This window comes from Haliscomenobacter sp., from assembly GCF_033763495.1.
GTDB lineage: Bacteria > Bacteroidota > Bacteroidia > Chitinophagales > Saprospiraceae > Haliscomenobacter.
Genome location: NZ_JANRKL010000065.1, coordinates 41,763 through 54,975, shown reverse-complemented (window position 1 = coordinate 54,975; position 13,213 = coordinate 41,763). Strand labels below are relative to the sequence as shown.

Here is a 13,213-nt window from a genome sequence, read left to right as displayed (position 1 = left end):
GTTTCAAGGACATCCTAAGTACACAAAATGGCTGTGGCCAATTTTAGTTGATTAAGAAATTATGACGCCTTATCATTTTGTCAATAACGTATCCGGAAAATAATGATACCCCAAATACGCAATTTTCCATTCCCCATCTACTTTCTCCAATACCCGCGTCTCCAGTGATTTGCCTAACAATTTACGAGTACCCTTCTCATAGGAAAATTGCTCAAAAGTATACCAGGCCATCCCCGGCGAAATCCTGAAGTTTTCATTGGCTCGTTCTTCGGTGGAGCCTTTCCAGATGGTGGCATCTGCTTCGAATTGGGCTTTCTTTTCGTTTTTCAAGGATTCAAAACCATTGTTGAAGGTCACTTTTTCAGGAAAACCCTCCCAGTAGCCGTATTTGCGGAATGCAGGAGATTCAAGGTAGGTGCTTTTCCAGGCTTCAAAATCCTGTTTGTAATAAGACTCGGTTTCTTTGGCGATGACGGCCTGAATGGCGGCTTTTTCTTTTTCGAAGTCAAGTTTTGGGGCTGTTTGTTGGCAGGCCAACACGAATGTGCAGAGTAATAGGGTACAAAAGGTGTTTTTCATTGGGCTGGTTTTTGCGAATGAAAGAATTTAATAGATTTACCTAACAGTAGCTTCTTGTGTTTATTGATCTGCTTTATGTTCCTAAAGTAATGAAAACATATAAAGGCAATAAAATTATTCAGCCACAAATGACACAAATTTTCACAAATTAGAACACGAACTTCGTTCGTGACCCGAGCACAAACGCAAGTTTGTGCCTCAATTTGTGAAAATTTGTGTCATTTGTGGCTGAATTTAAAACCACTCCACCGAAGATGGGGTTGCTGAATTTTTAAATGGAATAAATAGTGGTTCCCCTCACCATTCCATCACCACATCCACCCGCCTATTTTGCGCCCGACCCGCTTCGTTTGTATTCGGCGCAATTGGCTTACTCAACCCAAAACTCTGCACTGAAATCTTTACTGATTCTGGTAAACCTCGTGCTTTAAGTGCATTCGCCACGGCATGCGCCCGATTTTGGGCCAGCACTTGATTGTCTTTGGCACTTCCCACATTGTCTGTATGCCCCTCAACTCGGCATTTAAGACCAGGATTGTAGTTAAGGATGCGAATGACATTGGCCAGGATGGAGTCGGCTTCAGGTTTGAGGGTGAATTCACCCGTTTCGAAGGAAAATTTTTCCGCAAACCGAATTTTCATCGTTTCACCCTCCATTTGTATGTATTGTTTGGCCTCGTCTTCCATGGGTTTAAAATCAAAGGGTTGGAATGCTTTTTCTTCGGCTTTTTTGTACATCAAAATCAAACCCATGCGGTTGGGGAAGCCCTGGAAATACCAGACCTTGATTCCATGGAAACCAGCGCTTAGTTGAATTTTTCCTTGTTTGATTTCCCTGAACTGCCTTAGTCCGTCTCGTTCAATGACCTCTGTGGAGTCGATCCAGAGGCGTGAACCATCGTCACTCTGTAGCAAAAACTCGTAAAGGCCACTGGATTTGACCTCAAAACGGCCAGTATAAATGATGGCAAACACTTCTTTCCCTTTTGGAACACCTGGAAAAGGCGTACTCAATTCGCGCTCAGTAATGAATAATTTTTGGGCATAAACGTGACCAATGGGTTTTGTCTTTTCAATTTCTGGGGTGTAGCGCATTTTTTGCGCTTGGATAAAACCTTGGGCATCGGTAGCAACCCGGAAATCATAAATGGCACCTTTAAATCCAACCAAAAAGGGTGTGGTACGGCCAAGGTCCTCCGAATTTTGGGCCGAGAGATTGAACAAACTTGTAAAAATGAACAAACAGGACAGGATTAACTTGTGGGTCATGGCTGGAAATTACTTGGTGATCAGGTTGTTGTATCACCAGTATAACCAGATTTACCCGAAAAGTTACAGATCAAACCTGCCTTTTACCAATTAAAAAACCAATTGCAAAAGGATTGCCAAAAAGTAAAGCTATGAAAATTCAGCACCGAGTAATGGTAAGCCAGTAAAACCAATAACACCAGGGGAAAAACATTCCACCGCCGATGCGAGCGCCAATCCCATATGCTCAAACCCAGCAAAATCAGATTCGCTAGTGCAAAACCAAAAACGGGCGCAATCGGGTTTCCTTCAATTTGGGGAAGATAGGCCAGTAGACTGGGAAAATGAATGTGGATGATCCGATCCGTTATCGGGGTAACCATTGGGAAGGCCGTACACACCATGAAGCGAGCGTGTACCGTGGTTTGTTTGCGGTAATAAATGGCCAGCCCATAAAAAAGTACAAAAGCAATCAAGGCATTGATCACCAGAGCGATAAAGTGGTAGTCCATGCTGTCCAATGCCGAGTTTTTATCAATTTTGAACTTCAGCAAATCCACCGTACTGAAGAGCATCAAGGGTACCAGCAGGTAGGAAAATTTGCCAATACTTTTGTGCAGGCGATTCTTTTTGCTGCGGATCAAATAAGGTTGAACAATCAGCATCAGGCACCACAGGATCAAGGCCAGCCCATGCAGGTGCATGCGGTAACTTTCCTGCTCAAAAATCCGGGTAAAATAGGTCAACCAAAAGCCAAAAATGGCCAATAGAAAAAACAGGGCAAAATAGAGGTAACTCCTTTGCCAGAGGGCGGCTTCCAGTTTCATGCCAGATGGTTTAACGGCCAACGACCATTTTTCGTGAAATGGTGTTCAAGCCATCGGTCAAGGTAAACACATACAGGCCCGGAGCCAGGTTATTGGCTTCGAAAGGAATGCGGTTGATGCCTTGAGTAATCTGTACAGGGCGACGGGAGATCATTCTGCCCGTTAGGTCGTAAACCCGAAAATCGAATTGCCCCCGGATTTCGGCTTCCACTTCAATTTGGGTTGAACCCGTAAATGGATTGGGTACATTGCCCATGCGCAGCTTGGTGGCGGAAAGTTCTTTAGTAGATGAGGTCAAACAAGCCTTGGAACCTTGTGGCCGCACATACAAGTAGTAGTTGCCGGCAGCGAATTGATCACTGGGAAAGGTAACAGGAACGGGTAAAAAAGAGTTGACCAACCCGTCGATTTTTAGGTCATTTTGACCCAGGTTGATAGGGTTATTGGGTGTGCCTGCAATGAGGATACAACCTTTTTCTCCCGACTTGAATACACAATTGGGTGGATTGCAAGTGTAAGATAAGCCACTGGGCAGATTTTTCACGGCTCCAGTTGTAGCAATCGATACACTATTTATGGCGAGGGTTATTCCACTCAGCGTAATTGATTTGGGAATGGCCAGCGTAAATATAAAATCGTAATAAGTATTCAAACAGGCAGTATCAGCAATTCCACCCTTGGGATTGGTTGCGGAGTAGGGTAGGGGTATGACGCCAACTGCGGTATCCGGCAAAGAGGCATCGGGTTTGCAGGTTACAGTTTGTTGGGCCATGAGCGTATTGCCCAAGCAGCACAGCGTCAGGATAGAAAGTATAAAATTTTTCATAACACCAGTTTATGCTCCATGTGCAATTGCACTTGAGCTGAAATGACCGCATGCAAAATAAGCATTTCGGGCAGATTCGGCAATTTTTTCTGCAAGAAAGCAAAGGAACGACCAAGCAGTAGATTTTACAAAAAAATCAAGATTTTCGACTCACTTTACTACAACTCATCAACGTCTTGATTATCTTTTCACTGAATTGAAAAATAAAAAAATGCAGGACTTCTTTCGTTATATCGGCTTTATTGCACTGATCAGCTTTGCTTTTAATCCGATTGATGCTCAAAACGCCATTTTGCGTGGCCAGGTAACCACCATCGATCACGAGCCCCTGGTCGGCGCTTCCGTTTATTTGAGTGCCGATGTTGGCACAGCAACAGATACTGCAGGGCGTTTTGAACTCAGGCCTACTCCAGGTAACCTTACACTAACGGTGTCGTACCTGGGCTACAAAACCTACACCCAAACCCTGGGCATTGTGGCGGGGCAAACCGTAGATTTGGATATCATCCTGCAAACCGAAGCCACCATCCTGAGCACACTCACCTTCACCACTGGTCGTTTTGAAAAACGCCTGGGCTCCGAAACGGTGTCCATCGAAGTACTCAAACCCAGTCTGATCAACAACAGTAACAAATTTCAACTGGACGAAGCCCTGCAAAAGGTACCTGGCTTGAGTGTCATCGATGGGCAAGCCAATATTCGCGGCGGCTCGGGTTTTTCCTATGGTGCCGGTAGCCGCGTGCTCCTGTTGATGGACGATATTCCAATCTTGCAACTCGACGCAGGTTTTCCCAACTGGAACGATATCCCCGTCGAAAATGTAGGCCAAATTGAGGTGGTCAAGGGAGCCGCTTCTTCCCTGTACGGCTCTTCGGCCCTGAATGGGGTGATCAACTTCCGCACCGCCTACGCGCACAACGAACCCGAAACCAAACTCAGTCTGTTCACCTCCACCGTTGATGCCCCGGCCGATGCCCGTTTCAAATGGTGGGACAAAGCGCCAATTACTTTTGGTACCAGCCTTTCCCACAAACAGAAAATAGGCAAACTCGATCTGGTCAGCAGCGTGTTTTACCTCAACGAACAAAGCCACAACGACAGTACCTTCACGAAATACGGCCGGATCAACTTGAATACCCGCTTCCGCGCCAGCAAACGCCTCACCCTAGGGGCCAACCTCAACCTCAATGGTGGCAACAACAGCAGTTTTTTCTTCTGGCGGGCCGATTCACTAAAATACAGCCCATTCCGGGGCACCGTTTCTAAAAACCAACCCCTGCGTTTCAACATCGATCCGCACCTGACTTATTACGATGGGGCCGGGAACCGCCACAAACTCCTTAGCCGTTACTTCCGGGTCGAAAACCGGGTAAGCAATGGGCGCTCCAATTTTTCCTCGCAGTACTATGCCGAGTACCAATTCCAGCGCAAGTTTAAAGCCCTGGATTTGAACTTCACTGCCGGGGCAGTTTACATTGGCACCAATGTGGACGCTGAGTTGTATGGCGACACTACCTTCCAATCGCGCAACCTGGCGACTTATGCCGATTTTGAAAAAAGATTTGGTCCCAAACTGACCATCAGTGCCGGGTTCCGCTATGAATCCAACCGGATCAACAATCCGGGATTTACTTACCCGGTTGGGGTGGTTGCTCCCTCAGAGGAAAAGGAAGCCAAACCCGTGTTGCGTATCGGCGCCAATTATCAGATAGCGGAATACTCCTTCCTGCGGGCTTCCTGGGGGCAGGGTTACCGCTTTCCGACCATTGCTGAAAAGTTCATTTACACCAATTTAGGGGGCTTTAACATTACGCCCAACCCCGATTTGCAGTCAGAAACGGGCTGGTCGGCGGAACTGGGCCTCAAGCAAGGTTTGAAATTGGGGAGTTTAAAAGGCTTTTTGGACCTGGCCCTCTTCCGCACCCAATATCAGGACATGATGGAGTTCAACTTCCTTGATTTTCAACGCGGCTTTAGCTCGCTCAATACGGGCGGTGTACGCATTTCGGGATTGGACGCGAGCCTGGTGGGCGAAATGCAATTGTTCAATTGCCCGACTACCTTCATGGCGGGTTATTTGTGGATTGACCCCAAATTTTTGGAATTTGACCTCAGGCCTCAGGAGCCGGGAGTAACACCTTCGCAGGGACAACGCAACGCGATTGGCAGTTCTTCCACCGAAAATGTGCTGAAGTACCGCTCGCGCAACAACTACAAATTCGACATCGAAAGCCAGATCAAACGTTTTTCGATTGGTTTTGCCGGAACCTATTACAGCTTCCAGGAAGCCATCGACCGGACTTTTGAGTTCTTTGTACCGGGCATCAAAAGCTACCGGGAGATGAACAACCATGGGGTGACGCTGCTGGATGTACGGGTAGCCTATCGGCCAATTGACAATTTGAAGTTGAGTTTTTTGGTAAACAATGTGGGGAATGCGGAGTATGTGTCGAGGCCGGGATTGATGGAGGCGCCGCGGAATTTTGCCTTGAGGTTGGATTGGAATTGGTAGTAAGTACTTGGCTTTTTTTCCCAAATGAATACTCACTTAGGTACAACCCGCTCAAAAAATCCCCTCCAACTCTTGCAAATGATGCACCACGAAGGTCGACTGCACCTGTGGCACTACCTGCAAATGGTTGACAAAAACCGTATCCAACCCTGCATTAGTAGCCCCTTGAATGTCTGCTTCCTGATTGTCTCCGATCATGATGCTTTCGTCCGGGTGAGCCTTGCTTTGCTGGAGGGCGTAGTCAAAAATCGCCCGATTCGGCTTTAGGCTTTGAGCCGCTTCGGAAGTAACCACTTCCTGGAAATAGCCTTGCAGCGCCGCACTTTGTAATTTTTGATCCTGAATTTCCTGAAAACCATTGGTGATCAAGTGCAAGACATAGTCTTTGTTTTTGAGGTATTCCAGTATTTCGATGGTATGGGGAAACAGGTTCTTTTTGTAAGGTAATCGCTCCAGAAACTCCACCGACATTATTTTGGAAAGCGGCTCGTCTTCCACTCCAAAATCCATGAGTGCCAGCCACATCCGGCGCCAGCGCAGTTCAGCCTGAAGGATCAAACCCTTGGTGTATTCGCCCCAAAGTCGTTCGTTGTGAATCGAATACGCGCTGAAAAAAGCATCGAAATCATCGATTCCACGGCTTTGTAGCTGCTTGTCGATGTACAATTCCTGAAAACATTCCTTGGCATTGGCTTCAAAATCCCAAAGGGTGTGGTCCAGATCAAAAAATAAATGGCGGTATTTCATAGTTGGAAAGATGCGGGGTTTTATTTTTTGGTTTTATTTTTTTGAAAGCTTGATTTTGCTAAACTCTGCCACAGCAAATACTCATTTGCTGCATACGCCAACAACACCATCTGTCCCGCTGTTGCCACATAATACCCCTTCCAGGCCAGCACTACGATCAGCAAACTGTGGATGATCATCCAATAGACCCAGGCTTCGATAAAACGACGCGCCAGGAGTACCGTAGCCACGATACTTCCCAGCGCCAACAAGGCATCCAGCATGGCAAACGTAGCAGGTAGCGGGAAATATTCGGGAAAATAATCGGGCACTTCAATTAATGCAAGGACTAAAGAAATACTCGGCATAAAAATGGCGATGAAGCTGATGACCAGCCCCATACTGTCCAGTTTTTTAATGGGCTGCCCGCTCACAGCACCCGAACGAATGCCCCATGCCAGATTAAAAATGAACAGTATAACTTGTGTAGCCATCAGGCCATACAATTGGATTTGATGAAAAAAAAGGAAAAAACAAACATTGGCAAAAAGCATCAGCAGCCAGCCTAGGCGGCTAAAATAGGTGCCAGAAAGACTGAATAAGACCACCAAAACCTCAATCAAACTCAGTCTGTAGTTGCCAAGCGTCAGTAAAGAGTAATCAAGTTGCCAAAATGCGGGTACGGTTTCCATGCTGTGCAAAAGATAAGTGCCAGCAAGTTAGCATTACCCCATTATATTATAGGTCAATACTTATAAATTTTCATCGCCACTATTTTCCCATTTTTATTGCGAATATAGAGAAACCCCATACCTGGTGGAAGATTTTGCCCAAGGATGGTTACCGTTCCCGCTTGATCCACCTTTTGCATCTCATATTTTTGCCCCCATAAGCTATACACCGCTATCTGATCACCTGCTTCAAGTCCTTCCACGCGCAAATCTTTATGAAAAGGGTTAGGCGAAAGTTTGTAGGTTTCAGCGTTGGCTGAATCCACGGGAACAACGCCGTCTTCAGGGCGATAGATTTGGATAGGACCTAGGTATCTTGCTGGACGGATCTTGGAGATATCCAAAATTGTCTCTATTTGCTTACTTTTAAGGTCAGATCGTTTGATGCTTTGAGAATAATCCATCCAATACAAATACTCGTCTTCAAGGTCGATCGCAAAGGCAGTGGGGGCGAAGTCGTTCTGGTAAATGGTTTCTACCGTTCCACCTTGAGCAGGTATTTTGAAGAGTTGATCCGTAGTGGTTTGGGTAATCTCCCTTCCTGCGAAATACAAAAATTCTCCTTTTTTATCCAAAAGCAGGCCACCTGGAACAAATGAGGTCAATTCAATAAAACCTGGATTTTTTCCATTTAACTCCGCATACATGATCCTGCGGATAGTCGGATCAGACCAGTATACCCGGTTTTGATCTACTTGTAGAACCAAACCACTTGGGTTGGGGTAAAAAATGCCGTTGCTGATGGTTTCCAATCTGCTACCGTCAATGTTCATGCGATAGATTTCAGGCTTATTCGAGTTGTTGTCAGTCCAGTAGAATTTTTTGTTTTTATAATCCAGCACAATGCTGGACAATCTTTGGGTAGCAGGAATAGTATAAATAATTTGTATATCCTCTCCGGCAAAGTTAGTTCTTTTGATCATGGTCCCGCCTTCCACCCAATAAATGTGTTTGGCCACAGGATCAATAGCCAGATGAGTAGGGTTGTTAAGCGCAGAACTTGCCCTTACTTCATAGCCAGCAGGCTTGGTACTAATACTAAACAAATAATCCTGGAAATTATACGCACTGATTTTGTCCAACCAAAATATTTTATCCCCCAGACTAACTACATTTGCGGGGTTGGTGGTGGTGGGTGAGACACCTTGCCGATTGCTTCCATCGGTGTTGACGGAACTGATCCCGCCCCAAGCGCTATGCGTTAGATTGGTATTGGTCAACAAGAGTTTTCGACCCGTTTTGTCTAAGGAAAAATAACCACCCTCTACCACAAATTCCAATTGACTGCCGTCAGGATTAACTTTGTAAATTTTTCCATAGTCATAAAAGTACAGTTTTTGATCTACGGCATTGAAAACGAGGTGGCCTGTTAGTCTGAGGTTGTCTACTATAATTTCAACGTTTTTTCCATCCAGACTTAGGCGTTTAATTTTATTAGGCTCGATCCAATAAACCTGTCCCTCAACAAGTGCCACATCGAGGGCATTAGCTAGTGATGAAACCACCGTTTCTACCTTTTTAGTGGCTAAGTCGAATTTTGTAATGGTATTCCCCATTACAAAATAGAGTTGATTTTTGTCTATCGTAAGTCCTTGCAAATAAGCCGACGCTTGGTAAACTTTTACCACTTCTTTATCGTCCAAGCCTGTACTGAAAATAGCATTGTTTGCATCATCCGTCCAATAAACCCTTTTTCCAATACTATCTGCCACTAAATCGGATGGAGAATTCTTTTGTAAAATGTTTTTGACCTCAGAACCATCCAGATTAGCCATAAAAATTTTTCCTGGGGATTCACCCCAAATGATTTTGTTTTGCCCGAACAGGCAGGTATGGGCAAGAAGCAATAAGAAGGTAGAGGGAACAAGGTAAGTTTTCAATTGCATGGGATTGTTGGTTTGACTATGCTATACCTTGCAATTTACCCTTTATGTACAAAATAGTAAAGCAAGGAACTGTTAACTATCTGACCTAAATCCATTAAATTCACCTCCTCAAACAAAAAACAATCAACGATGCAATACCGCCGTTTTGGACGCACTGAAATGCAAGTCAGCGAAATGGGTTACGGCATGTGGGGCCTGGCCGGATGGAAAGACTCTGATGATGACGAAACCTGGAAATCCTTGCTGCTATCCGTAGAATTGGGCTGCAACTTTTTCGACACCGCCTGGGCTTATGGCGATGGACTGAGTGAAGAAATTTTGGGCAAATTGCTGCGGCAATTTCCCGACAAGAAACTTTATGTGGCCTCCAAAATCCCACCCAAAAACCGCAAGTGGCCTTCCAAACCCCATTTTACCCTCGACGAGGTTTTTCCCTCCGATTACATTGAAGAATACGTCAACTACAGCCTCAAAAACCTGGGCACAGAAAGCATCGACCTGATGCAATTCCACGTATGGGAAGACGCCTGGGCCGATCGCGATGACTGGAAAGAAACTTGCGCCCGCCTCACCCGGGAAGGCAAAGTACAACACTGGGGCATCAGCATCAACCGCTGGGAACCCAACAATAGCCTGCGCACCCTGGAAACGGGCCAAATCAGTGCAGTTCAGGTCATTTACAATATTTTTGACCAAAACCCCGAAGATCAACTTTTCCCGCTTTGCCGCAAACTCGACATTGGAGTCATCGCCCGGGTTCCTTTTGATGAGGGCACCCTGACTGGGACTTTGACCAAGGATACTGTTTTCCCTCCCGGCGACTGGCGGGGCACCTACTTTGTCCCCGAAAACCTGATTCCATCAGTCGAACATGCCGACGCCCTCAAACCGCTGGTTCCAGCCGGAATGACCATGGCCGAAATGGCCCTGCGTTTTATCCTCAGCAACCCGGACGTTCAAACCACCATTCCAGGCATGCGCCGCGAGCGGAATGTCCGTATGAACATGGCGACGAGTGACGGCAAGGGCTTGAGTTTGGACTTGTTGAATGCGCTCAAGGAGCATCGTTGGGATCGGGTGCCAACGGCTTGGTCGCAATAAAGGCTGAGGTTACTCTAAGGTGCCTTTGGTTTCTAAGGTGGTTCAAAACATATTCAATTTGAACCACCTTAGAAACCACAGGCACCTCAGGCACACCTAAGGAAATTTAAACCGCCTCAGCCTCCAAAGCATACTTCAACTCATTTTCAATGAATTGCTCCAAAGCGATTTTTCCAAAGGACACATTGGTTTGGGGATCAAATCCAGCAGTGTAACTGCGCTGATTAATGGCCTTGTACAGGTCCCCGTAACCTTCCGCAATCGTAGCAGGCAACCCCGCTCCAATAATCCCTTCCACCGACTGCTCTGGAGTAGTGCTCACAAAAGGAACCTCAGTACCGGTAGCCTTTCCAATCAAAGCCGCTGCTTCAGCAAAGGAATAATTGCGAGGTCCACTGATGAATTGAACGGAGTTCCCTTTAAAATCGAGGGCGAGGAGCCTTTGGGCAGCCACAGTTGCGATGTCACTGGTGTGTACCATCGTGAAAGCAAAATCAGCAGCCAGTGGTTGCGCCAGTACACCCATGTGTTTGATCATGTCCAAAAAACCGTAAAAGTTCTGGTAAAAATACCCAGGGCGCAAGTGCAGGACGTTCAATCCGGGTACATTGTTGAGCATGTGCTCCAGGTAATACAAACCACTCACTGGGCCAGCTCCTTCGGGTAGGTGTGCACCCATGGAGCTCAAATTGACTACATAAGGTACTTTGGCGTTGTGCAGCGCCAAGGTAATGGAAGTGGCAATCTGGGTTTGGAAAGCGCGCCAGTCCTGCACATCCCATTTCGGTGGCACCAGACTATACACTGCTGTTGCGCCACGGAAGGTTTGGGTTAAAAAATCAGTATCGTGCAAATCGCCTACGGCTACTTTGGCACCTTTGGCTGCCAGGTCTTGCGCTTTAGCAGCATCGCGACTCACAATCGTCACAGCTTTACCCGCAGCCAATAGGGTTTCGGCAATTTGTTTGCCCGTGTTTCCGGTTCCTCCAAGAATAACGTACATGTTTGAATGGTTTTGTGTTGAGAAAGTTATTTATTCATACATACTGGTTGGTATGTATTTTGACCTAAAAAAAGGCAACTTTTGTTGCCGTATTTCTACCATAGAGACGGAAAATCTCGGGTCTCTACGCGCGAAACATTTCCAGATAATTCAGCAATTGCTGGATGTTTCGATGAAAACTACTCAGGCTCTTTTGCACTTTTGCAACGCCATAGGCCCCTTCCATTCCCGCCACCATAAATGAAGCTACTGCTGCACAATCGGTACCCGCTTTGACTTGACCCTGAGCGACGCCCCTTTCCAAGGCGCGTGTCGAATAATGGATCATGCCATCCATCACTACTTTCAGCCGTTGGCGGAAGTCTTCGTTTAGCGGCGACATTTCCTGTACGAGGTTGTTCAGCGGGCAGCCGAGGTAAATGTCGTCAGGACTGGCTTTGTCTGCCAGTTCTTGCAAATGCGCCTTAAGCAGATCAATCGGGTGCCCCTTGGCTTGTTCCAAACTGCGGAAGAAGGCCAAATAAGAAGGTTCGATGATTTCTGCAATCACCGCCAAACCAATGGCATCTTTACTCGGAAAATAGTGGTACAACGCCCCTTTGGTAATCCCCAAGTCGGCGATCACCCGATCGGCGCGCAAGCCCTGGAATCCATTTTTGTGGATGTCCTGAAACATACGTCCCAAAATCCGTTCGCGAGTATCCGTTGCATTCATACTGCAAATGTATACATACTAGTTGGTATGTGCAATAGAGGTGCTCAATTTTTTTTCAAAAATGCAAAAAAAACTTCATTTAGGTGCAGGGAAAATAGAACCGTCACCCATTTATTCTCCATGATTCACGCCATTTTTCACCCTCTTTTCACCAGCTAAAATGGCTATTTTCAACACATTCTGCTCAGGAGGCAGCGGGCAGGTGGCAAATTCCGTAAAAGCACAAGGTGGGTTGTAAGCCTTATTAAAGTCCAGAATGACGGTATTGCTACCCGGACCTGGTTTTTGGGCGTATAAGAAGCGGCCGGATTGGTAGGTATGTTTTGCATTGGTTTTGTCGCCAAACAGGATGAAAAACTGATCGCCCTCGTCAATGGGATCCAAACGATAGGTTTTCCCTTTGAGTGTAAAAACCAGGGCACCGGAGGAGGGCTGCATACTGGTTTGTCCCAATACATCGGTGATGGCAATTTTTTTTTCTTCGTGGAATTTTTCCAATTTGGCTTTGACCCGCCATTTGGAGTCAATGGAGTAAGAGTCGATGCCCGAAAAATGACTCAGGTTGGGATGCTCCAGGTCGCGCAGGCGGATGCCGTATTTTTCGCCTCGCTTGATCACAAACCAACGCAGCGAGCCGTGGCGCAATACCAAGGGGGCATTGCCTGGACTGTAGATTTTTAACTTTTCCACCCGGTTTTCTCCCTGCCATACTTCGGCTGTGGGGTTGCTTTCTACCCAAACTTCGCCATTTTCCAAAATCAATCGCCCCAGATTGCCTGCACTTTTGCCTTTGGGAAAAACGAGTTGGTTGCTGGCATCGGCGCCGAAGGTATTGCCACCTGGCCTTAACCAGAATAAACCTGCCAAATTCAACCAACCATCCTCTTTTTTCAAAGATTCGATGCGTTCTTTTTGCCAGTTTTTGATTTCTTCTATATATTTTGGGTCGCTACCATAGCTGAAGCCCAGCAAGGTTAGGCCCAGGGCCCAAAGCCCTGTAATGTATATCCTGGATTGAAACATACCTTTGTTCTTTGGGCTAAAGATAATAAACCCATC

At 46.4% G+C, this 13,213-nt stretch carries 12 protein-coding genes; 2 read left to right on the top strand and 10 right to left on the bottom strand.

Going from position 1 to position 13,213, the window contains the following annotated elements; genetic code table 11:
* Positions 1–72: 72 nt before the first annotated feature.
* From SFV55_RS07665 to SFV55_RS07650, 4 genes are all read right to left on the bottom strand, one after another.
* Positions 73–579 carry a hypothetical protein gene (locus tag SFV55_RS07665; protein ID WP_320028897.1) on the bottom strand — a complete coding sequence of 169 codons (507 nt, stop codon included), beginning with the start codon at positions 577–579 and terminating at the stop codon, positions 73–75.
* A gap of 297 nt (positions 580–876) precedes the next feature.
* On the bottom strand, positions 877–1,848 hold the full coding sequence (locus tag SFV55_RS07660; RefSeq protein ID WP_320028896.1) for an OmpA family protein: 972 nt from the start codon (positions 1,846–1,848) through the stop codon (positions 877–879).
* A gap of 83 nt (positions 1,849–1,931) precedes the next feature.
* Positions 1,932–2,654 carry a hypothetical protein gene (locus tag SFV55_RS07655; RefSeq protein ID WP_320028895.1) on the bottom strand — a complete coding sequence of 241 codons (723 nt, stop codon included), beginning with the start codon at positions 2,652–2,654 and terminating at the stop codon, positions 1,932–1,934.
* Positions 2,655–2,664: 10 nt separating this feature from the next.
* Complete coding sequence (locus SFV55_RS07650) at positions 2,665–3,480, bottom strand: T9SS type A sorting domain-containing protein (RefSeq protein ID WP_320028894.1); 816 nt, start codon at positions 3,478–3,480, stop codon at positions 2,665–2,667.
* Between the two features lie 211 nt (positions 3,481–3,691).
* Here SFV55_RS07650 and SFV55_RS07645 point away from each other — a divergent pair, with 211 nt between their 5' ends.
* The gene (locus tag SFV55_RS07645; protein WP_320028893.1) at positions 3,692–5,992 is read left to right on the top strand and encodes a TonB-dependent receptor; all 2,301 of its coding nucleotides are present in this window, start codon (positions 3,692–3,694) and stop codon (positions 5,990–5,992) included.
* A gap of 51 nt (positions 5,993–6,043) precedes the next feature.
* Here the strand turns inward: SFV55_RS07645 and SFV55_RS07640 are convergent, their stop codons facing one another.
* The 3 genes from SFV55_RS07640 to SFV55_RS07630 are packed head-to-tail and all read right to left on the bottom strand — an operon-like array spanning position 6,044 to position 9,335.
* Positions 6,044–6,739 (bottom strand): YjjG family noncanonical pyrimidine nucleotidase, encoded by a 696-nt coding sequence (locus SFV55_RS07640; protein ID WP_320028892.1) that lies wholly within the window; start codon positions 6,737–6,739, stop codon positions 6,044–6,046.
* 20 nt (positions 6,740–6,759) lie between these two features.
* Positions 6,760–7,410 (bottom strand): nicotinamide mononucleotide transporter family protein, encoded by a 651-nt coding sequence (locus tag SFV55_RS07635; protein WP_320028891.1) that lies wholly within the window; start codon positions 7,408–7,410, stop codon positions 6,760–6,762.
* A 53-nt stretch (positions 7,411–7,463) separates the two neighbouring features.
* Positions 7,464–9,335 (bottom strand): DUF5050 domain-containing protein, encoded by a 1,872-nt coding sequence (locus SFV55_RS07630; RefSeq protein ID WP_320028890.1) that lies wholly within the window; start codon positions 9,333–9,335, stop codon positions 7,464–7,466.
* Positions 9,336–9,464: 129 nt separating this feature from the next.
* On the opposite strand from SFV55_RS07630, the gene SFV55_RS07625 reads away from it, so the two are divergent.
* Positions 9,465–10,436 (top strand): aldo/keto reductase, encoded by a 972-nt coding sequence (locus SFV55_RS07625; protein WP_320028889.1) that lies wholly within the window; start codon positions 9,465–9,467, stop codon positions 10,434–10,436.
* Between the two features lie 106 nt (positions 10,437–10,542).
* Here the strand turns inward: SFV55_RS07625 and SFV55_RS07620 are convergent, their stop codons facing one another.
* From SFV55_RS07620 to SFV55_RS07610, 3 genes are all read right to left on the bottom strand, one after another.
* Complete coding sequence (locus SFV55_RS07620; RefSeq protein ID WP_320028888.1) at positions 10,543–11,439, bottom strand: NAD(P)H-binding protein; 897 nt, start codon at positions 11,437–11,439, stop codon at positions 10,543–10,545.
* A 124-nt stretch (positions 11,440–11,563) separates the two neighbouring features.
* Positions 11,564–12,154: a TetR/AcrR family transcriptional regulator gene (locus SFV55_RS07615; protein ID WP_320028887.1), complete on the bottom strand. Its 591-nt coding sequence runs from the start codon at positions 12,152–12,154 to the stop codon at positions 11,564–11,566.
* Positions 12,155–12,265: 111 nt separating this feature from the next.
* The gene (locus SFV55_RS07610) at positions 12,266–13,177 is read right to left on the bottom strand and encodes a DUF1684 domain-containing protein (protein WP_320028886.1); all 912 of its coding nucleotides are present in this window, start codon (positions 13,175–13,177) and stop codon (positions 12,266–12,268) included.
* Positions 13,178–13,213 lie beyond the last annotated feature (36 nt).